This window comes from Prochlorococcus sp. MIT 1342 (assembly GCF_047304495.1).
GTDB lineage: Bacteria > Cyanobacteriota > Cyanobacteriia > PCC-6307 > Cyanobiaceae > Prochlorococcus > Prochlorococcus marinus_D.
On sequence record NZ_CP138957.1, the window covers coordinates 1,598,260 to 1,618,341 of the forward strand.

At 52.7% G+C, this 20,082-nt stretch carries 21 protein-coding genes; 8 read left to right on the plus strand and 13 right to left on the minus strand.

Features of this window, described 5'->3' with window-relative positions; translation table 11 throughout:
• Positions 1–17 precede the first annotated feature (17 nt).
• Both SIB79_RS08205 and SIB79_RS08210 read right to left on the minus strand, forming a co-directional pair.
• Positions 18–461, minus strand: a complete 444-nt coding sequence (locus SIB79_RS08205) for a YlqD family protein (protein ID WP_063403467.1) — start codon at positions 459–461, stop codon at positions 18–20.
• A gap of 69 nt (positions 462–530) precedes the next feature.
• Positions 531–2,396 (minus strand): AMP-binding protein, encoded by a 1,866-nt coding sequence (locus tag SIB79_RS08210; RefSeq protein ID WP_236072606.1) that lies wholly within the window; start codon positions 2,394–2,396, stop codon positions 531–533.
• 415 nt (positions 2,397–2,811) lie between these two features.
• On the opposite strand from SIB79_RS08210, the gene SIB79_RS08215 reads away from it, so the two are divergent.
• Positions 2,812–4,068, plus strand: coding sequence for a hypothetical protein (locus SIB79_RS08215; RefSeq protein WP_196757601.1), 1,257 nt, complete (start codon positions 2,812–2,814; stop codon positions 4,066–4,068).
• A 366-nt stretch (positions 4,069–4,434) separates the two neighbouring features.
• On the opposite strand, the gene lipB is transcribed toward SIB79_RS08215, so the two are convergent.
• Entirely contained in the window at positions 4,435–5,136 is a 702-nt protein-coding gene (gene lipB / locus SIB79_RS08220) for a lipoyl(octanoyl) transferase LipB (protein WP_063403522.1), read from the minus strand.
• A 12-nt stretch (positions 5,137–5,148) separates the two neighbouring features.
• On the opposite strand from lipB, the gene hpf reads away from it, so the two are divergent.
• From hpf to SIB79_RS08245, 5 genes are read left to right on the plus strand one after another with little or no spacing between them, the layout of a single operon-like run.
• Positions 5,149–5,736, plus strand: a complete 588-nt coding sequence (gene hpf, locus SIB79_RS08225) for a ribosome hibernation-promoting factor, HPF/YfiA family (protein ID WP_011826750.1) — start codon at positions 5,149–5,151, stop codon at positions 5,734–5,736.
• Positions 5,737–5,751: 15 nt separating this feature from the next.
• A complete protein-coding gene (gene deoC, locus SIB79_RS08230) occupies positions 5,752–6,435 on the plus strand; it encodes a deoxyribose-phosphate aldolase (RefSeq protein WP_063403470.1) in 684 nt (227 codons plus the stop codon).
• Entirely contained in the window at positions 6,432–7,235 is an 804-nt protein-coding gene (gene recO, locus SIB79_RS08235; RefSeq protein ID WP_063403471.1) for a DNA repair protein RecO, read from the plus strand. The genes deoC and recO overlap by 4 nt, the downstream gene beginning before the upstream one ends.
• Positions 7,222–8,637 carry an MFS transporter gene (locus SIB79_RS08240; RefSeq protein ID WP_063403472.1) on the plus strand — a complete coding sequence of 472 codons (1,416 nt, stop codon included), beginning with the start codon at positions 7,222–7,224 and terminating at the stop codon, positions 8,635–8,637. The genes recO and SIB79_RS08240 overlap by 14 nt, the downstream gene beginning before the upstream one ends.
• A 30-nt stretch (positions 8,638–8,667) precedes the next feature.
• Positions 8,668–9,846 (plus strand): glycosyltransferase family 4 protein, encoded by a 1,179-nt coding sequence (locus SIB79_RS08245; protein WP_063403523.1) that lies wholly within the window; start codon positions 8,668–8,670, stop codon positions 9,844–9,846.
• 1 nt (position 9,847) lies between these two features.
• On the opposite strand, the gene proC is transcribed toward SIB79_RS08245, so the two are convergent.
• The 9 genes from proC to SIB79_RS08290 all read right to left on the minus strand — a co-directional run bounded on the left by proC (position 9,848) and on the right by SIB79_RS08290 (position 17,223).
• A complete protein-coding gene (proC, locus tag SIB79_RS08250; RefSeq protein WP_196757602.1) occupies positions 9,848–10,672 on the minus strand; it encodes a pyrroline-5-carboxylate reductase in 825 nt (274 codons plus the stop codon).
• A gap of 7 nt (positions 10,673–10,679) precedes the next feature.
• Entirely contained in the window at positions 10,680–11,264 is a 585-nt protein-coding gene (locus SIB79_RS08255) for a cell division protein SepF (RefSeq protein ID WP_063403474.1), read from the minus strand.
• 127 nt (positions 11,265–11,391) lie between these two features.
• Positions 11,392–12,069 (minus strand): YggS family pyridoxal phosphate-dependent enzyme, encoded by a 678-nt coding sequence (locus SIB79_RS08260; RefSeq protein WP_063403524.1) that lies wholly within the window; start codon positions 12,067–12,069, stop codon positions 11,392–11,394.
• Between the two features lie 7 nt (positions 12,070–12,076).
• The gene (locus SIB79_RS08265) at positions 12,077–12,343 is read right to left on the minus strand and encodes a PipX family protein (RefSeq protein WP_011129584.1); all 267 of its coding nucleotides are present in this window, start codon (positions 12,341–12,343) and stop codon (positions 12,077–12,079) included.
• 17 nt (positions 12,344–12,360) lie between these two features.
• Entirely contained in the window at positions 12,361–13,275 is a 915-nt protein-coding gene (locus SIB79_RS08270; RefSeq protein ID WP_063403475.1) for an energy-coupling factor transporter transmembrane component T family protein, read from the minus strand.
• Between the two features lie 3 nt (positions 13,276–13,278).
• Positions 13,279–14,646, minus strand: coding sequence for a ribosome biogenesis GTPase Der (gene der / locus SIB79_RS08275; RefSeq protein ID WP_063403525.1), 1,368 nt, complete (start codon positions 14,644–14,646; stop codon positions 13,279–13,281).
• 80 nt (positions 14,647–14,726) lie between these two features.
• Positions 14,727–15,218 (minus strand): DUF1823 family protein, encoded by a 492-nt coding sequence (locus SIB79_RS08280; RefSeq protein ID WP_063403476.1) that lies wholly within the window; start codon positions 15,216–15,218, stop codon positions 14,727–14,729.
• Between the two features lie 247 nt (positions 15,219–15,465).
• A complete protein-coding gene (locus SIB79_RS08285; RefSeq protein WP_155724624.1) occupies positions 15,466–16,860 on the minus strand; it encodes a hypothetical protein in 1,395 nt (464 codons plus the stop codon).
• Between the two features lie 189 nt (positions 16,861–17,049).
• Positions 17,050–17,223, minus strand: coding sequence for a hypothetical protein (locus SIB79_RS08290; RefSeq protein ID WP_196757603.1), 174 nt, complete (start codon positions 17,221–17,223; stop codon positions 17,050–17,052).
• Between the two features lie 589 nt (positions 17,224–17,812).
• On the opposite strand from SIB79_RS08290, the gene SIB79_RS08295 reads away from it, so the two are divergent.
• On the plus strand, positions 17,813–18,043 hold the full coding sequence (locus SIB79_RS08295; RefSeq protein WP_063397834.1) for a Nif11-like leader peptide family natural product precursor: 231 nt from the start codon (positions 17,813–17,815) through the stop codon (positions 18,041–18,043).
• Positions 18,044–18,339: 296 nt separating this feature from the next.
• Here SIB79_RS08295 and SIB79_RS08300 read toward each other — a convergent pair whose 3' ends face one another.
• Positions 18,340–18,744, minus strand: coding sequence for a DUF1824 family protein (locus SIB79_RS08300; protein ID WP_063397833.1), 405 nt, complete (start codon positions 18,742–18,744; stop codon positions 18,340–18,342).
• Positions 18,745–19,046: 302 nt separating this feature from the next.
• On the opposite strand from SIB79_RS08300, the gene dusB reads away from it, so the two are divergent.
• A complete protein-coding gene (gene dusB / locus SIB79_RS08305) occupies positions 19,047–20,057 on the plus strand; it encodes a tRNA dihydrouridine synthase DusB (protein WP_063403478.1) in 1,011 nt (336 codons plus the stop codon).
• The last annotated feature ends 25 nt before the right edge of the window (positions 20,058–20,082 follow it).

Consider the following 20,082-nt stretch of genomic DNA (forward strand, 5'->3'; position numbering starts at 1 on the left):
CCCAGTTTCAAAGGAGGTCAGGCCCCCTCTATCTCCTCCACAACACCGTCGCGTACAACCACAGACACCTGCATCTTCTTCACCAGGTTGTCACCCACGCTCAGGTCACAAAAGCTTTCAATCTGACCCTGCTCAACAATCTGCTCCATCTCTAGTTCGCGCACCTGCGCCTGCTGCTGAAGCAGGTTGCGCTTCTGTTCCTCCAACTCACTGCGCTTGCCAGCCACCTGTTGCTGCACCTGGGCCACCTGCTCCTGCACGCGTGGGTCGAGGGGATTAGCACTCTGGCGACGCACCTCATCAACCACCTGCTGACCTTCCTGCTCCAACTGGGCCAACTGCTGATCGGTGGTGGCAATGGCGTTGCTGAGCTCACGCTCAGCCTCCTCCTTCCAATTTGGTGTAACTACCGCGCGAACGGTAATCGAGCGCTTAATCGACAGGGTCGTGCCTTCGGACATGAAAGTGATGAGTAAGGGCTAAGGGTCTCAGCCTGTGACCATGAGGTCAACTGCCGGCTGAAAACAAAATCAACTGCGACCATAAAGGGCCGCAATCAATGCCCCATCTCGGAGCGTGATCCGATCGCGCCGCTGCTTGAGAGTCTGAGTCAGCAAACCGTTCTCGATTGTGAACGCCTCCACCAGGGCGACACCCGCCAAGCGTTCATCCGCCCGAGACCCTGAGCGCTGAGCCAGCAATCGATTGAGTTCGCCGCGCAGCAAGCGCCGCAACGCCTCATCCCCAGGAGATCCACTCAGGCCAGTCTGCATCGACAATCCCTGATCCTCTGCCCAAGCCAGCATTTCCTCCTCCCTGGGCACCACCAGTGCAGCAAGCTGCCGCTCGTCCTGGCCCACAAGCATCACCTGTTCCAACAATGGACTCGCCACCAATGCCGCCTCCAACGGACCAGGCTCGATGTTCTCGCCACTACTGAGCACGATCGTGTCTTTAGCGCGACCAGTCAGCACCAAGGAGCCATCGGGCAACAGCATTCCCAAATCACCGGTATCGAACCAACCCTGCCCATCAAGCACCTTGGCTGTGGCCTCTGGTTTCCTCAAGTAACCCGCCATCACTTGAGGCCCCCGTACCAACACACGGCCACGTTGACGGAACATCAAGTCCACGCCGCTTTCAGGGTCCACGATCCGAAACTCAGTATCAGGAAGAGGCGGTCCTGAACTGCCACGAATGTTGCGCCAAGGCCTTCGGCAACTGACGACTGGGCTTGTCTCAGTGAGGCCGTAGCCCACCAGCAGCTCCAGCCCAACCGCCTCAAAGAAGGCATCCACATGGGGTGCAATCGCTCCACCACCATTAATGGGAAAACGTAGCCGCCCCCCACAGAGCTGATTCAGCACCTTGGGCCAGAGCAGAGCACCCGCCAGACCATGCAAAGGCCAGCGCAGCGTTGCCTCCAGCAAAGCCAGCGTGCGGATGGTCAAAGGCAGCGGCTCCAGCAGCAGATTTCGAGACCGACGCCAAGCCTTTCGTTGCGAACCACTGTTGGCAAGGGCCATCCGCAGCAAGCGTTGCCGTCCTGTTGGCATAGCCTTAACCGCTTCATCAAAGCCCGCCTGAATCGCCTCCCAAAGCCGCGGCACCGTCGCCATCACGATCGGTCTAACCCGCGGCAGATCCCGCTTCAATTGCTTGATCGTGGTGTAGCTCTGGGTACATGCACACGAAAAGAAGTAATACTCCGCGCTGCGTTCGTAGGCATGCCAAATCGGCAACACACTCAACACCGGCGCACCCGGAGAGGGGAAAGCGACACAAGCCAAGCACCTCATCTGATGGAGGAGGTTGGCGTGGCTAAGGGGCACACCCTTTGGCTGCCCTGTTGTTCCAGAGGTGTAGAGAATCGTGGCCGTCACTGTTGCCGCTGAGCCCGAATCGCGATCCTTCAACGGATCTGGTGCAGGCTGACCCGCTCCTGCAGCAAGCAGTTCCTGCCAACCCATCACGCCATCAGCGGGCTCACCTTCAAGCTGTAAAACCAAGCGCAAAGGCCTGCGCTGCTCATCGGTAAGGGCAAGCTTGTGCCACAACTCGGCGTTCTGTACCACCAAGGCAACAGCGCTTGAATCCGCGAGGATGTAGCGCAGCTCTTCCAATGGAGCAGTCGCTCCTCGCACAGCATTAGCAGCACCAGTGCGCATCAAACCTTGATCCGCAATCAACCAACGGGGGCTGTTTTCAGCAAAAAACGCCACCACATCTCCAGCGCCGATGCCGAGATGGCTGAACGCAGCAGCAGCCAAAGCGATCTGCTCAGCAAGCTCTCCATAGCGAAAGCGTTCAGGATGAGTCGCATGAGGAGCATCAACCGCCAGGGTTTGGCCATGCTTCTGCGCCAACCAAAGCCAGATCTGATCAACGCGGCCCATCTGGCCCACATGGCTCTGATGAGCAAGCGCACTCTCTTCCTGAGGCTCAGGACGCCAACTTGCATGAGCGTAATCGCCTTCGATAGTGCCTTTCAATGCCTTACTGCCTCTCGCAAAAACTGCTTAATGAGTCATCCCAGGGCTACCACCCCTGAAGGTCAGACGCAAACGACACAATCGGGGCAACAGGCTTATGGCGCTGAGAAGACAGCTCAAACCATATCCTGCTGGACATTGACACAGCCGCTTTCTCGAAAGGATGTTATTGATCTTGGGTTGATGAATTGCCTGCAACTAGAAAACCTTCAGATGAAGGTTGTATAAGCAACTATTTTTGGCTATTGTCATGAATATCCGCAGCTATATATAGAAAACACTCATGTGTCTTCTCTGTGAACTTAATCAGCAAATAAAATTGAACGCTGGTGGCTATGACTTCGCCAGGACAGCAATAAGGACAATCGCGACGAATGATCTAATCGCAGAAGACCTTGCCTCATTCACCCTAAATCAGGCTAATCGCGATGGATTCATTGATCTCTATCTCCACACATCTGGTGGCTCTGTTGAAGTAGGTGGTGGTGTCTTTGGCAGTCAAACGATTACAACCTTTCCGATCAGTTCGTCAGACCAACAATTTTTTAAAGACATTGTGTCTAATCTAGATGAGCTTTTGGATTTGGATTTTCGCTTCACCAGTAATCCGAACTCCAGCGATATCAATTTTTATTACGACACGGAAATCGATCTTGATGGTGGCCAGACGCTTGGGCTCGCATCTTCGAGCTCGAAAGGGGGTCGAAACTGGTGGGAACTATTCCTGAATACTCCGGCTTTTGAAAATGATCAGAACCATTTACGCTATGCCCTAATTCATGAGTTTGGCCATTCTTTGGGACTTGAACATCCCTTTGATGACAGCGATGGCGATGCGGTAGATGGGATTACAGATCCATGGCGCAGTGTGTATCCAGAAGACACGGTAATGGCTTATCGCGACCCTCTTGGGAAGAATTGGCCGAATGCATTTACATCGAATGATCTTGAAGCCCTGGTATCAATTTGGGGGCGAGAAAATAATGAAACTGCTATTGATATAAATGATTCCTTAGAAGGAACTCCTCAAAGGGATAGTCTCATTGCTTTCAGTGGAAACAATAAGATCTTTGGCTATCAAGGCAATGATGAAATATACGGGAAAGAAGGAAATGATGAAATCTATGGGAATCAAGGGAATGACACCCTCTATGGAAACCAAGGAGACGATATTAGCTATGGAGGCCAAGGAGATGATGTGATATTTGGTGGCAAAGATGCAGATTATGTTTACGGCAACAAGAGAGACGACACTTTATACGGGAACAAAGGGAAAGACTATTTATATGGTGGCCAAGGAGACGATACACTTTTTGGAGGCCAAAACGATGACGTCCTTGACGGCAACAAGGGCAATGACAATCTAAGCGGAAATTTAGGCGCCGATAAATTTATCGTTAGTTTTGGTTCTGATGTTGCTAAGGACTATACATACGACCAGGGAGACTCTATTCTCGCGCCCACTTCCTATAGCATTAGCACCCATGACCTGGGACTAAAAGTTGTCGGGACCAATGGAAGCCTGCTAATTCAAAATATATTTAATGAAAGCAATCTGAGAATCGAAATCGCATAGCATTTGATTTCCATAATTCAAGCTTCAAAACTTCAGAAGCCATGCAAAAAGCCGCATAAGTATTCACTTCACAATCATCTGATCTATCAAAAACAAGAGTTATTTAATCAGATCATGTGAATTTTAAGAGCATATTTTCACTTGTTTGGATGGTGTACTTACCATTTCCCACAACAGCTCCTAGCAACGAACGCACTGAAGAGCTTGGTTCGTCGATCTATGTGAGCAATACCAGAAAAGTAAAGACCAGGAAAACGAATCAAAGAGTGAAAGAAGATGCACTAATTGCAGGAATTTCTCAGCCCCATGAAGCAGCACAAGGCAACTTCATAACAGGTTTAAGACTCAGTATTTTCATTCATAGTCTTACATGACTGACTGTTGCTGCCACTGCAAACCGAATCGATGCGCCAGAGCCTGCCGCATCAGAGGTTGCACCTCCGCCACCGTGAGCCCAGGGATCCATTGATTCAGCCGACCCACCGGGTGACCCACCAGGCCGCAGGGGACAACGGCGGAAAAGCTCTCAAGATCACAATCCACGTTGAGAGCCAAACCATGTTGAGTAATCCAGCGACGACACCCCACGCCAATCGCAGCCACCTTGCGACCGTCCAGCCATAGCCCGGTGAGTCCCTGCAAGCACTCACCTGCCAATCCCAAAACAGCCAAAACATCAATCAATACTTGCTCAAGCTGACGCAGATACCAATGCAGATCCGTTTGATAGCGCCGAAGATCCAACACGGGATAGACCACCAACTGCCCAGGCAAATGGTGAGTCACCTCACCACCCCGATCAATGCGATGCAACGCAGCAGGCGGATTGTTGACATCAAAAAGCAGATTGGCCTCGCTTGCACCGCGACCGAGGGTGTAGCAAGCCTGATGCTGCAACAGCCAAACCGCCTGCGGAGCAAGGGGGTTGGCAAACAACTGTTGCTGCCACTGCTGCTGCCAAAGCCAAGCCATCTCGAAGGGCACTGGCTCACTGCACTCAAACAGAAAAGTCGATTGGGATTGTGCCGATGTAGAGGTAGTACCTAACTTGCCGATATCAATCGGCACCGGAGGGATGCCATGAAGCTGCTGATCCATGGTCGCAATCTTGAACTAACGCCTGCCCTACGCGAATACACACAATCGAAACTGGAACGGGCGATTCAACATTTCGAAGACATGGTGAAGGAAGCTGATGTGCACCTTTCAGTCGCCCGAAACCCGAGCGTGCCTCAACAAACTGCCGAGGTGACAGTTTTTGCTAACGGCACGGTGATCCGCGCTCAAGAACGCAGTGAAAACCTTTACGCCAGCATTGATCTGGTAGCCAGCAAACTCTGCCGTCAGCTACGCCGCTACAAGGAACGCCACAGCGATCACCACCACAGCCCCGGGCATCGAGCCTCGTCAACGCCAACCACTGAAGCGGTGATCGATGAAGCCCCGATCGACGGTTCACTACTCGATGGCAAAGAGGCCCACCTCCCCAGCCCAGGCGTTAGGCGCAAATACTTCGCCATGCCGCCAATGAGCGTCGAACAAGCCCGGCATCAACTAGACCTGATCGACCACGACTTCTACCTGTTCCGCGAACAAGAGAGTGGCCAATTGCAGGTGATCTACCGACGTAACCATGGCGGCTACGGGGTCATACAGGCCCGAGATTAAGCGTGGGTAATCTTGATGCCTGGTCCCTCCCAGCAGCGTGAATTACCGGATCTAGCACCACTGATCAATCAGGCACTGCTCGATCCTCACCTTGATCAAGACGTCCTGCAGCAGACCTGTGATGCAGCACGCCACTTCGGCTTTGCAGGTGTATGCACCAACCTCAATCGCCTGCAGGCGGCGCGCGAACGACTCGGTCCACCAGGTCCAACGCGGCTGATTGCCGTGATTGCTTTTCCCTTCGGTGCCATACCAAGCACGCTCAAACAAGCCGAAGCGGAATGGGCCGCCGAGCATGGAGCTGAAGAGCTGGATGTGGTTCCAGACTTCTGGGCCCTCAGCCAAGACAGAGCAGAACTCTTTGCCGAAGAACTCGCCGAGATCTGTGCACTAGGGCTGCCTGTCCACGTCATCCTCAACATTGCCCGCCTGCCGGCGGATCGCCTGAGCTTGGCCGTCGACGCCGCCATCGATGCTGATGTCAGCGGGCTGCAAAGTGGGAATGGTTTCGGCCCAGCAGTAACGGCAGCTGATATTCGTCTGCTAGCAAACCTGGCTCGTGGCCGTTGCGGAATCAAAGCGGCCGGGGGGTTACACACTCTCGATCAAGCCCTCGACATGGTGGAAGCAGGCGCAACCCGTCTTGGCACCAGCCAAGGCCCAGCTCTCATGCAGGCACTACGCCGTGGCCAAACGTGAGTGGAGAACGACGCCTCAACGGCCTCTCTTTGAAGGTGGGACCGCTCGGGGAACATGATCGACTTCTCACTCTGCTCAGCGATCAAGAAGGAGTGACCCGTCTTGCCGTACCTGGGGCGCGACGACCACGCAGCAGCCTTGCGGCAGCAGTGCCACTCAGCTTGCTGGAGCTGCAAGTCGCAGGACGCCGAGGTCTAGCAAGGGTGCGGCAACTCAAGGTATTGCGCAGCTTTAACAGTGTGGGGAAGCAGCTAGAGACACTGGCAGCGGCCCAGGCCCTTGCAGAGCTCAGCCTGATGTTGGTAGCAGGCAACGATCCTCTCCCTGGACTGCTCAACACACTGCTGATGCATCTCGAACGACTCGAGGCCCTCAGCCAAGCCCAGCCAGCGCAGCCAAACACAACCCTGGCCTGCAGCGTGCAAGCGTGCGTGCATTTACTTGCTCTAGGCGGCTATGGCCTGCCAGTACAGGAATGCTGTCGCAATGGCACAGAGCTGGAGCCACCCCTGGGCCAATGGGAATGGCGCTGCAGTTTGATGCCAGAAGAGGGTTTTGCAATCGGCGCCCTACCCGGCGCAGCACTGCAACTGAATCCCTCAGAGCTAGCCCTATTGCAGCGGCTGCTTCGCCCTGCCCTGCCCATGCGACGCGATGGCGAGTTAATGGGTCCGCCAGAGGTGTGGCTGCGGTTGCTCGCGGTAGTGGAGTGCTGGACCCGCACCCATCTGCCACATCACATGCGAGCTCTAGGGATGTTGCGCGAGGCCATCATCAGCTCAGGCGATGGGCGATCATAACCGCGGCACCACAAGCATCTTGAGCGGTCCAACTCTAAACAGCCCCGAACCGGCCCTCCCAACCGGCTCGAATCCAGAAGGACGCCGCGGATTGGCAGCGGTGATCAAGCTGGATGGCTTTCGCCGACTGTGGATCGGTCAGATCTTCTCCCAACTGGCCGACAAGTTCTACATCGTTTTGATGGTGTACCTGATTGCCCAGTACTGGGTGAGCAGTACCCCTCAAAGCAATGAGGCGCTTGCAGAGGTGGCGGCGGCGATTCGGATGGATTTCGAAACCCGCGCCCAAAAGATCACCCTGCTTGCTACAGGCATTTATGTCGCCAACACCATTCCAGCAATGATGCTGGGAACGGTGGCGGGTGTCTGGGCTGATCGCTGGCCGAAACGTCGCGTGATGGTGGCCTCCAACGCGCTGCGTGCTCTGCTGGTGCTCTTGGCCCCGGTTTGTCTCTTGCCAGGTCCCCATTGGCTGGGTCTGAGCTGGGGGTACTGGGCACTGCTGGTGATGACCTTTCTGGAGTCAGTTCTCACCCAATTCTTCGCGCCAGCCGAGCAAGCAACCATCCCTCAACTGGTGCCAAAGGAACATCTCCTGGCTGCCAATTCCCTGTATCAAGCAACCAGCATGGGCGCCACGATTGTGGGCTTTGCCCTTGGAGATCCAATCCTGCGTCTACTCAAACAAGCCTTCTTCTCCCTAGGACTGAATGGAGGGGAATTTCTGCTCCTACCGTTCTGCTACGGGATGGCAGCGATCAGCCTGAGCACGATCCAGATGCAGGCGCAGCCCCGCGAAAGCTCTAGAGAAAGTGTCTGGCAGGAAATCGGCGATGGTCTGCAGGTGCTTCGTCAACAGGCTGCTGTACGAGGGGCCATGCTCCACCTTGTTGTGATCTATAGCCTGCTAGCCGCCATGTACGTGCTGGCCATCACCTTGGCAGGTTCGATCAAAGGTTTGGGGCCAACTGGTTTCGGCATGATCTTGGCGATGAGTGGGATTGGGATGGCCCTGGGGGCTGTGGTGATGGCCCAAACCGGCCACCGCTTCAACCGCCGCAACTTGTGTGCAACCGGCCTGGGCACAATCGCCTGCACCCTGGTGCTGCTTGGGGGAGTGCTTGGTTCTCTGGGACCAACTCTTTTGCTATGCGGTTTGCTGGGCGTGGGAGCAGCCCTTGTGGCGATTCCAGCCCAGACCACCATCCAAGAAGACACGCCAGAAGCACAGCGCGGCAAGGTGTTTGGTCTACAAAACAACCTCATCAACATCACCCTGAGTCTGCCTCTTGTGCTGGCTGGCGCTCTGGTCAGCAGTTATGGGCTCGTGCCAGTGCTGTGGTTGCTTGCTGCACTGGCACTAATAGCAGCTTTATTAGAGCGCCCTTGGCAGCGCTGCTAGCTTTCACATTCGGCAGGAGGATTGCAGCAGGTGGCTCACATTGCCTGGCTAGGCAAAAAAACACCGTTCTGCGGCAACGTCACCTACGGTCTCAACACGACTGAGGCCCTAAGACAACGCGGCCATCAGACCAGTTTTATTCACTTCGACAATCCAGGCGGCCTTAGCAACGGCGAGAGCGCACTGTTGGCCAATGACCCAGAAGTGAGCCTGCCATACCTGGTGAAGTCACAGGTTTACACCATTCCCTTCCCAGGAGCGCAGCGAGAACTCAGAGAATCATTAGAAAGGCTGCAACCCGATCTCGTTCACGCCAGCCTCACCCTTTCCCCCCTCGACTTCCGGCTGCCAGAACTCTGCGAGCAAATCGGTGTGCCATTGGTGGCAACCTTCCACCCACCATTTGATAGCGGCATGCGCCACCTCACGGCTGGCACACAACAGCTCACGTATCAGCTCTACGCCCCTGCCCTGGCTCGCTATGACAAGGTAATCGTCTTCTCCGAGCTGCAAGCTGAGGTTCTTACCAAACTTGGAGTACAGGAACAACGACTCGCCGTGATCCCCAACGGAGTCGATCCTGAATGTTGGGCACCAACAAGTCCCCAATGCAGCAACCCAATGCAGCAAGAGGTGCTTGGACGTGTGGGGAATGAACGAATTTTCCTCTACATGGGACGCATCGCAGCAGAAAAAAATGTGGAGGCACTGCTGCGCGCTTGGCGGCTGGTAGAGACCAAGGGCTGCCGACTGGTCATCGTTGGCGATGGCCCTATGCGTTCGACCCTGCAAAACAACTCAACCCCAACAAAAGAAAACGACGTGCTCTGGTGGGGCTATGAGTCAGATCTCAATACCAAGGTGGCCCTACTGCAATGCGCTGAAGTCTTCCTCCTGCCAAGCCTGGTCGAAGGTCTATCTCTGGCACTACTAGAGGCGATGGCAACAGGTACAGCCTGCGTGGCCACAGACGCCGGGGCTGATGGGGAAGTGTTGGATGGCGGTGCGGGCATCGTCTTAAGCACACAGGGTGTCACCAGCCAATTACGCACCCTGCTGCCGGTGCTCCGCGATCAGCCCGTACTAACAGCCGAACTGGGCCGCCGCGCCCGTATGCGCGTGCTGGAGCGATACACCATCACCCGCAACATCGATGACCTGGAAACGCTCTACCGCGGCTTATTAGGGGCGACAAAGATGGCGGCCTAACTCAAGCCAGTTCACGGCTACGTTGAGCAGCTGCAACAACCGCCTCAATCAAAGCAGAACGAACCCCTGCCCGCTCAAGCTTGCGCAGTGCGGCAATCGTGGTGCCACCCGGAGAGGTCACCATGTCTTTAAGCTCCGCAGGATGCAGTTTCTGCTGCTTAAGCAAGGCTGCTGTGCCAGCAAGGGTGCGATGGGCAAGATGATGGGCCAAGGATCTCGGCAGGCCTGCCGCTACCGCACCATCAGCCATCGCCTCAGCCACCAGTGCCACATAGGCAGGGCCGGATGACGTCAACGCCAAAAAAGCATCCAGCTGCGACTCCGGCAATTCCAGCACCTCGCTCACCGGCAAAAACAATCGCTCAACTGCTAGGCGTTGCTCTGGCGTGACGCCCTCTCCCCAAGACAATCCTGTAAGCCCAGCGCCTACCAAGGCAGGGGTATTTGGAACGGCACGCACACAGGCATGAGCGGGGAAAGCCTGCTGCAAACGCGCCAAGCTCACGCCAGCAAGCACAGAAATCAACAGTTGCGGCCCATCTGCAGTTTGCTTAAGACGAGCTGCTGAAGCCGCTATCTGATCAAGCTGCTGCGGTTTCACCGCTAGCAATTGAATGGGCGCCATCCATGCCTCTACCGCAGTGGGATCATCTGCAGCTTTCAAACGCAGACCGATTGGCAACTGATCTGCGAGACGTTCAACACTTGCTCCACGGCCCACAACCGCAACAAGCTGCTGCGGCGCAAGCTCTCCCTGCTTCAACAGCGGCAAAACAAGAGCCTGAGCCATTCGACCCAGACCGATTACCCCCAAAGAGCAGGGCATGGAGTGATTAGAGGCCACCAGCGCTGGTGACCTCCCAGGCCGGAACAGGCGCCGCACCAGTTTGTTGAGACGATGACGGTACTGAATCGTGATCCTGGCTCACCATCGATGGTGCAGAAGCCTCGTCATAACTGGTATTGGAAACCGTGACACAACTAGGAGCAAAGAGAAAAATGCTCTCTCCTACCCGCTCTTGGTGACCATCAATGGCAAAGGTGCCACCAGCAACAAAATCCACCGCACGCTGCGCCTGATCAGGTTCCATCATCGTGAGATTGAGGATCACAGTCTTGCGTTCTCGCAGGGCCTGAATGGCACGAGGCATTTCATCAAAACTCCTTGGTTCCATCAGGTTCACCTCAGCAGAAGTCGAACCAACCCCTGGCATACCAATCACATTGGAACCGGAGAAACCCCCACCGAGATCAAAAGGGCTGGAGTCTGATGGCGTCGCCAAAGCACCGCCACTGGCATGATCACTTCTGTGATCAGCATCCATATGGTCATCGGTGTCGTAATCGAGGTCGTCGTAATCGCTGTCGAGATAGTCATCACCAGCGACGACAGCACGAAGACGGGAAATAAGCGACACCGGTGGAATCCTCTCGCGATGATGTGAACGTAAATCGGCTTAAAACCGACTGAAGGCAAGTTCCCCTTAGAGGAAGACTGCTTAACCTGACACCTAAATAGCGCTCTAATCAGGCCGGGGCAAGGGTTTAGACAGCATTAATGTCATCTACAGAAGAAGACTTAGCCATTGAACGCGCGCCAAAGAGAAGTGACCCCAACCGTAACCAGGTAGCCCCTGCATGCATAGCTTCAAGCCAATCACCGCTCATTCCCATCGAGCAATCAGGCAAGCCAAGCTGATCGGCAAGTTCACGACACTGCCCAAAAAGCTCCTGACGTTGCTCGAGTGAAAGCCCTATAGGAGCCATTGTCATCAGACCAATCAACTGCAAATGAGACAACTCGATCAGATCGGGCCAGGCCTGCTTGAGCTGCTCTTGAGAGAAACCACCCTTAGAGGGATCATCGCGAAATTTGACCTGCAACATCACCTGCGGGCAGCACTGCTCTTCAGCAGCAATTCTTGAAATGCGTTCTGCTAAAGCCAGAGAATCCACGGAATGGATCACGGCAAAGGATCTCACCACTCCCCGCACCTTGTTCGCCTGTAGACGTCCAATGAAATGCCAACGCAGACCTTTGAGATCAGCCAAGGCCTCCAACTTGGGCAAAGCCTCCTGCAAGCGACTCTCGCCAAAATCCTGCTGACCAAGCTCGGCAAGTTGACGGATCAAAGTTGCGGGATGCCCCTTACTCACAGCCAAAAGATGAACTCCATCAGCAAGCCGATCAACCAGATCGTGCCAACGAGCAGACAACGTCACATCAACCTCAGATAAAGGTCTGAGCAAACAACTGCTGCCAACTCTCGTACTCAGGGGAGCGATCACGCCGACAATGGGTCAGATGAAGTTCGGCGTAATGGCGCGCGTCTTGATAGGGAATCACCTCAAACTGTGCCCCTCGAGGTTGCAGGGTGACGAGAAAAAACATCCTCTGGGCATAGAGCGTGGCGTAAACGTCTCGACCATCGCCGGCGGGGGCCACGAGATAGAGCATTCCGAACGTGGGGTGATTGAGATAGCGCTCGGCGCTCACCTGCAACAGTTCATCATCTACAAAGCACCGTACTTCCCACGCAAGCCAAGCACAAATAGCAGCAACATTGCCGAAGCGATGTTGAGCCAAAGGGACGCTCCAGTCAATACCACCTGAGGGCGGAACTGATCGGGCGGCAACCAAAGGCCTCCACGAGCAAGCAAAGCTTCTGCTCCTTGTTCAGCTCGCAAGAGGATGTTGGCTAAAAGGCGTTCGCCCACTGCGAGAATCAAAGCAAAGGAGGCCTTGAAACCCAACTGCCGCAAGTTCACGGCTCGGCTGGCGAGAGACCGTAAGAGGTTCTGTAACTCCTCCTGCACCAGTGGTAGAAAGCGCAAGGCAAGCAGTAACTGAAAGCTAAGCCGATCGACAGGTACACCAATCAAGGCCAGCGGTGCCAGGCACCAGCTCAGAGCCCAAACCAAATCTTCCGGCTGGGTGGTGAGCAACATCAAGTTGACGCTATGCACCACAGTGAAGATGAGAGTGGAGGTGTTTAATCCCAACTCAGCAGAACGACGACTAACCACAAAGGGCCCCAATGCCAAAGGACCAAGGCGCAGGGGACCAAGCCGCAGCAACTCCCAAGACAGACTGGTCACACTCGCCTCAGGCAGTTCCTGCGGCGAGCGCACAGCAAGGGTGGCAGCGGTTTCCCCCGTCGGCAACATCATGGCGAACAAGCCCACAAGAGCGCCAAGAAACAGCAACAGCAGCAACGATCGCCACCAGATCCGCACCGGCAGACCACTGGCCAAGGTGATCAAGAGAAGCGCAACAACCAAACCAATCCGCCACAACGAGCCAGCCAGTACTGGCGTGAGCAGGAACATCAACACCCAGGCCAGCTTCAAACGGGGATCAAGACGACGCAACCAACCGGAGTTGCCAGCCACGTACTGCCCGATCGGAAGCTGACGCAACCAGTCCATGACCTATCCCAAACGGTTCTGCTGACGAGCTAGCTCGCGTTCGGCAGCCCGTTGCTGTTTACCGCGCCAAAACAGCTTCAAGGGAGTGCCATCAAAACCAAGCCCTTCTCGTAACTGCCGTTCCACATAGCGGCGGTACGTATCGCCAAACAACTTCGGGTCATTGACAAACAAGGTGAAACTAGGCGGCCTGCTCGCCACTTGAGTGCCGTAATAAAGGCGTCCCTGGCGACCCCCACGGGACGTGGGTGGACTACGCCAACTCAAGGCTTCCTTCAACACCTCATTCACCACCGAGGTGCTCACCCGACGACGGTGCTGCTCAACTGCCAAGGAGGCCAAAGCAAAGATACTTTCCACCCGCTGCCCAGTGAGTGCAGAGGTGAACAACATCGTGGCCCAATCGAGAAAGTAAAGCTTGGCGCGCAGCTCTTTTTCAACCATCGGCATGGTGTGACTATCTTTCTCAACCGCATCCCATTTGTTCACCACCAGCACGCATGCGCGGCCATCATCTTCAATCCTGCCGGCCAAGCGCTGATCCTGCTCTGTGACCCCATCAAGGGCATCAATCACCAACACACACACATCGCTGCGCTCAATCGCCTTAAAACTCCGGTTGATGCCAAAAAACTCAGGGCCGTAATTCACACTGCGCCGACGCCTGATGCCAGCTGTATCGATCAGTCTCCAAGGATGGCCTTCACGTTCAAGACGTGTATCGATGGTGTCGCGGGTGGTGCCACGAATCGGGCTAACAATCGCGCGTGGCTCACCACAAATGGCATTGAGCAGGCTTGATTTACCCACATTGGGCCTGCCAATGATGGCCATCTGAATCGGTTCATCCTCTTCTGCCTCCTCATGCTTTGGCGGCAGAAGAGAGAGCACACGATCGAGCAGATCACCTGTGCCAGCTCCATGGATTGCAGAAATCGGGAAAGGCTCTCCCAGGCCAAGACGCCAAAACTCGGCCGCCATCGCCAAACCCTGATCTGGCGATTCGCACTTATTTACTGCCACCAGCGTGTGGCATGGTTGCGTGCGTAACCATTCAGCGATCGACTCATCTGCAGCCGTAACACCCTGCTGACCATCAACAATCACCAGTGCTACAGAGGCTTCCGCCAGAGCCAAGTTGGCCTGTTCGCGAATCTCAGGCAAAAACTCACTGTCGTCATCAAAAACCAAGCCACCGGTGTCGACCACCTTGAACTCACGATCTCCCCAAAAACCATCCTGATAGGTGCGATCGCGGGTGACGCCAGGCTTGTCATCAACAATCGCCTCGCGACTGCGACAAAGTCGATTCACCAGCGTGGACTTGCCGACGTTGGGGCGACCGATGATGGCGACAATCGGACGCGCCACTTGGCTGAATCCTTGCAATCATTCTCGACCCTACAGAGGCATCAAACCGAGACGGGATGATGCAGCTCTGCAATCAGGGTTCACTCAACAATCGGATCGCCAGGATGCCCTTTAACGGGGTCAAGGGGAGGGTCAAGACGTTGCGGCAAGGGGCCTTCGGCGGGAAGAGCGCCTCCCCGTTGCACCAACCAGGCCAGCAACCAATTCACAGCCGCGGCACGACGGGTGCGACGAGGGTAGAGCTCATCAATGCGATAGCCAGCGAAATCAAGCTGCTGCTTTAAAAGCTGTTTGTGTTCTTTTGCGATCGAGCGGGTGAGCTGAACAGCTGCCGGCCGCTGCGCAATCACAGGCGGGGCAGTGGGGAAGGCATCACGCCAGGGCTGCGGCGTTTGGGGCCCGGCAGACCAAGCAGACGTTGAATCAGCGCCGGGTTGATAGCCAAGCCGCTCCCAGATCAATTCGGAAACAAACCGATCGCTCAGACGATCTTCGAGAATCTGGATTAATAGAGCCCGGCTAAGAGGCCAAGTCAGAGACGGATACTGCAAAGGAATTTCAGAGCAATTCAAGACCTAAATAAGAAGCAAAGCCAATTTCACCGCTCACAATGATTGTATGTGGAACCAGACCAAGGTTTCGTGAACTCAAATGCAGCAATAGAATCAGCAGCTAGGCATTCATCCCATCCACAATAAGACATGTGGATAAATGCCAACTGCCTTATCGATAGGCCACCAACAATTGATTTAAATAATTAGCCAAAGGCTTCATCAACGACATGCCAATGATTATATCTATTTTGCATTTCAGCCAACTTTAACCTAGCAACATTCTCGGAATATCTGCCTGCATGAATTCATCAAACGTGACACCATTGAAGATTGCGACTGGCGAAGAATCAAATACTAAGGCAGCACAATTCCCGATTTCAATAATATCCAAACTGCCTGCAAACTCATCGACATCATCAAGGGCCAATTGATCTTTTTTAGGATTAAAGTCTTCAACAAAAGTGTAGGAATCAGTTGCAAGAATACTTTCTGCAGTTATATATATCTTATCCCTGCCTTTACCAGTACTGATCAGATCAAAACCAGGGGTGAGGTATAATCTATCATTGCCACCATAAGAATAAATAACGTCATCAATTCCTGTGCCGCAAATATCTTCTTTTCCATTTATTCCGTGATAAGAGTAATCAAATTCATCAGACATGCTCGCTATATCATTAAAGACCATTCTCGCAGTGTACGCATCATCTCCACCTTCATACAACCAGTCCAAGCCCTCATCTCTATGCTTAATGTCGATAATCCCAGTCAAGCTCTCTGCACCCTGAAGAAATTCGGAAAAGTTTTCTTTTAAACTTGAGGCCTCAAGCTCATTATAATCTTCAGGTAGTGGCATATCAGATATAGATACTTGCTTAGGATCAATGCCTTCTTTTACTTGTGGGTCTATGTAAGACATTAGCGTATCTAATTTATTATAGTACTGATTGAAGCCAGTTTGATTAAAGCCAGGATGTGATAATCCAAAAGCATGCCCTAACTCGTGCATAATTGCTATTTGCTGATCCGCTTTCCGCATATCTTCAGAGGCATCCGGCCCACGACGAGCCCCTGCCCTTGTCCATAGTATTGTCCTCCAGTATTGTTCATGTGACTTACCAGGCAAACTAGTCCCTGCTGACCTAGCATCCACATCTCTTCTTCCAGCGTCAACCTCGTTCTGAAGATGAATATCGATGACTGCATTCTTTATTTCCAAAACCCTCCTCATCTCAAAACCAGTTATAGCTCCTAGTCTGTTGAAACAATCCATAATATAGTTCTCCTCTGCTAGGGTGCAATCTATAGTCCTAACTGATATATTATGTTTTTTGCTTAACATCAAATCTTCACCCTCTCCAATATAATAAGGCAAAATCTTATTACTAAAATTTTCTCCATAAACAGGCACACCAGTATCGTAGTAAGGCTGCCTCTGAATCTTTCTCATATGCTCAGCATGATTTCCGTAACCTATAGCTAATTCGACTAAGGTATCTCCAGGCACAGTTGTTGGATCAAAACCATGCTTTCGCCTAATATCATCATAATAAACCTCAAATCCTTCCTGCATTCTCGGTATTGCTTCAGGCGTCCATCCACCTATCTCTTGCCCCCTTAGCACTGGTCCTTCAAACTGATCTGACATTCTGGCTTTCAAGGCAGGCTTCTTAAGCGTAAGGGAAATAAAGCAAAAATCACATAATCTCATTTTTGCTTTATTTCCCTTATTTCTTTGGTTTATTTGACTCGGCCTAAAACCTTATTCTCTTCTGTTACAGAAAAAAGAAAGGATGACTTTCTGATATCACTATTTTAAACTGCTAATGACAAGTGTGAAAGAGTAATTCTAGCCAATCCAATCAAGATAATCTTCTACCGCTTTAATTGTGTTTCTTCCTGTGCTAAATAGATCTGTTGCTTCATCGGCTCGGCAGTGGAAGTGATGGTCTTCGATGTATTTCATGCTGGTGTCTATATTAGCTGCATGAACTGGAACTGGTACACCGGCTTGCAAGCGCATGCTGATGTGAGCATGGCGAGAGCTCTAGCAGCTGAGGTTCGTTCTTATCTGAATGGATGTTGATGCGCCTTTGGTTGCTCCTCTGATCGTCTGCCCATTCATCGAGATATGCCACGACTAACACCATACAAAGGCTATCAATAATGATATAAGCATCGAAAATTGTGGGCTGGAGCAACCACAGACCTTCATCACATCACCGGGTTGAAGATCGAAACCATACGATCGCAATCCTTATTAGCTCAAATCAAAGCGAGCGATGCTTGTTAAGGAGTGCGCTGGCGTATCTTAAACAGGATGAAACCGCCATAAAGCAACATCAAGGTTGCCATCCCACCAACGACAAGCAGGGTAGAAGCGTTCAGAGAACTAAGCATAAATTTTATTTTAGGTTTACTGTCAAGAGTAATCGAGATTGAGAGGCAAGCCATCGGCAAAATCGGGAAAACCTACGCGAGAAATAAGGGCTCATTAACCCAATCAATCGCTCGCCATAGCCAACATCAGTAAAGCCAAACACTCCACGATTGGCACTTGATCAATTTAAATTCGTCGATACGATGATGCAGCTTAACTACCAACAAACGGTATGTCTGAAGCACATCTCAAAGCATTCATGACCATGCTGCGTGCGTGCCCATCTTTAGAGCAGAAGCTAAAAACCGAAGGAACGGATGTATTGATGCTTGCCAAAGCTGCTGGTTATACGGTCACGATGGAAGATTTAGAAAAAGGCATCTTTGAATACTCAGGCACAGAGCTTTCACATGATGAGCGTGGGTATTTCAGCAGTGGCTATAGAAAAGAAATGAACGGATGAATAGCAAATCAAATTTTAGCAGCAGCAAAGAGAAAAGGGCAGTAATCACATATACAGAGTTCAGGAACGAGTTTGCTTGATTTTAAAGAAGATAAAAGCAATTAACAAAACAAAGCCCAGCAGCGTACCCGCCAATAGATAGTAAAAATACGAAACGGGCAGATCGAAAAAGAAGGGAAGAGGCATTACAAAAAACGTTTAGACAAATTATAATGGCTAATTCCTCTAATTTGCTAATCGTGCATCCCTTCTGTTGATCATGAAACGAAGGAATGTAATTCAATATCAGAACAAGTTCAATCCTTAATTTTAAAAAAGTCTAATGGGAAAGGGCCTAGGGTATCTGCTTCTTTTTCTTCATTGTTATGTTGGCAACTGAGCAAGACACCTTCACCTAAGCCATGCTCGATGCGTACATGGATATCACCGGTCTTTTGATTCGCCTTAAGAAAGACAGGCCCTTCGCCAGCAGGCTTATCAACGACATTCATGGCAGCCCAATTAAAACGAGATTCCATCTCTCGTAAAACAAAAATTGCCAAGCTAGAGGAAGGGGCCATGATTCCCACTGTGAACCAATCAGCATCGTCCATAGAGGCACAAAGCTGATCAAGCAAATGCTTCGATTGTGTCGCATCAAGATCAGGAGCCGAACGGAGACCATCGAGATCCTTTAATGACTTAATCACCAGCTCAGACATGTCACAAAGGCTACATATTCTTGTAATAATTATAGCATAGCCCCGCCATCAAGGATGCGGAGACATGATGGTCTTTGACAAGCAAAAATGACTTCCCAAAAAGCCAAAGTTATACTTGCAATCCAATTTTTGTCCCACGATAACAAGCGAAAGCTTCTCCAACTAACTCATTCTCACACCTCATTTAGCCCACCATCAATGATACGAAAACCAAAAATTCTTATTTTTAGAGAACGCTCCCTTGAATGAAGAGAGGCCATTCTCTCTAGGATATTGATCCGATCACTCTGATCATCAACATTGTGCCTGAACTCAGCCTGCCCGGCAGGGGAACAACAAGGGCACTGCGCTGCAGAGTGCTGCAATCGCCCCTTGCAGGCGTGAGTGATCAGATCTTCCGAAGCCTGGTTCGGCGCTGGGCGCCAGATGCATTGTTATTCACGGAAATGGTCAATGCCACCAGCCTGGAGCTGGGCCACGGCCTACAGAAAATCGACGAACTCGCCAATGAAGCCGGGCCCATTGGCGTGCAATTGTTCGATCACCGCCCAGAAGCGATGGCCGATGCTGCACAACGAGCAGAGGCTGCTGGTGCCTTCCTGATCGACATCAACATGGGCTGTCCTGTGCGCAAGATTGCACGCAAGGGCGGTGGCTCTGGTCTGATCCGTGACCCACAACTGGCGGCAAAAATCGTGAGCACTGTTGCTGCAGCAGTCAAAATCCCAGTCACCGTGAAGACAAGGCTGGGCTGGTGTGGCAGCGATGCAAAACCAATTGAATGGTGCCAATCACTCGAGCAGGCCGGCGCCCAGATGTTGACATTGCATGCTCGAACTCGAGAGCAAGGCTTCAAAGGCTCAGCTGATTGGCACGCCATCGCTGCCGTCAAAAGCGCACTGCAAATCCCCGTGATTGCCAATGGCGATGTCAAGAGCGACATGGATGCCAAACGCTGCCTGGCGATCACTGGAGCCGATGGCGTGATGGTGGGCAGAGGCTCGCTGGGAGCGCCATGGCTTGTGGGTCAAATCGATGCAGCACTATCCGGAATACCCGTGCCTGCAACGCCTGGAGCGGCAGAGCGACTCACCATTGCTCGTGAACAACTTGAAGCGCTGGTCCAAGCAAAGGGGGAACATGGCCTCTTGATTGCCCGTAAACACATGGGATGGACTTGTAGCGGCTTCCCCGGCGCATCAAAACTGCGCCATGCCCTGATGCGTGCACCAACGCCAACGGATGCCATATCACTGTTAGAGCAAGCCAGCGCAGAACTCATAACGGCATGGCCTGAAGCGACCAACGCCTAATCCAGCCTCAAGTTGCGATCAATCC

Excerpts from the sequence above, each read along its gene's own strand:
- SIB79_RS08205 (WP_063403467.1), bottom strand. The coding sequence starts at position 461 with ATGTCCGAAGGCACGACCCTGTCGATTAAGCGCTCGATTACCGTTCGC.
- SIB79_RS08210 (WP_236072606.1), bottom strand. The coding sequence starts at position 2,396 with ATGGGCCGCGTTGATCAGATCTGGCTTTGGTTGGCGCAGAAGCATGGC.
- hpf (WP_011826750.1), top strand. The coding sequence starts at position 5,149 with ATGAAGCTGCTGATCCATGGTCGCAATCTTGAACTAACGCCTGCCCTA.
- deoC (WP_063403470.1), top strand. The coding sequence starts at position 5,752 with ATGCCTGGTCCCTCCCAGCAGCGTGAATTACCGGATCTAGCACCACTG.
- SIB79_RS08240 (WP_063403472.1), top strand. The coding sequence starts at position 7,222 with ATGGGCGATCATAACCGCGGCACCACAAGCATCTTGAGCGGTCCAACT.
- proC (WP_196757602.1), bottom strand. The coding sequence starts at position 10,672 with ATGCCCTGCTCTTTGGGGGTAATCGGTCTGGGTCGAATGGCTCAGGCT.
- SIB79_RS08270 (WP_063403475.1), bottom strand. The coding sequence starts at position 13,275 with ATGGACTGGTTGCGTCAGCTTCCGATCGGGCAGTACGTGGCTGGCAAC.
- SIB79_RS08290 (WP_196757603.1), bottom strand. The coding sequence starts at position 17,223 with ATGCGCTTGCAAGCCGGTGTACCAGTTCCAGTTCATGCAGCTAATATA.
- SIB79_RS08295 (WP_063397834.1), top strand. The coding sequence starts at position 17,813 with ATGTCTGAAGCACATCTCAAAGCATTCATGACCATGCTGCGTGCGTGC.
- SIB79_RS08300 (WP_063397833.1), bottom strand. The coding sequence starts at position 18,744 with ATGTCTGAGCTGGTGATTAAGTCATTAAAGGATCTCGATGGTCTCCGT.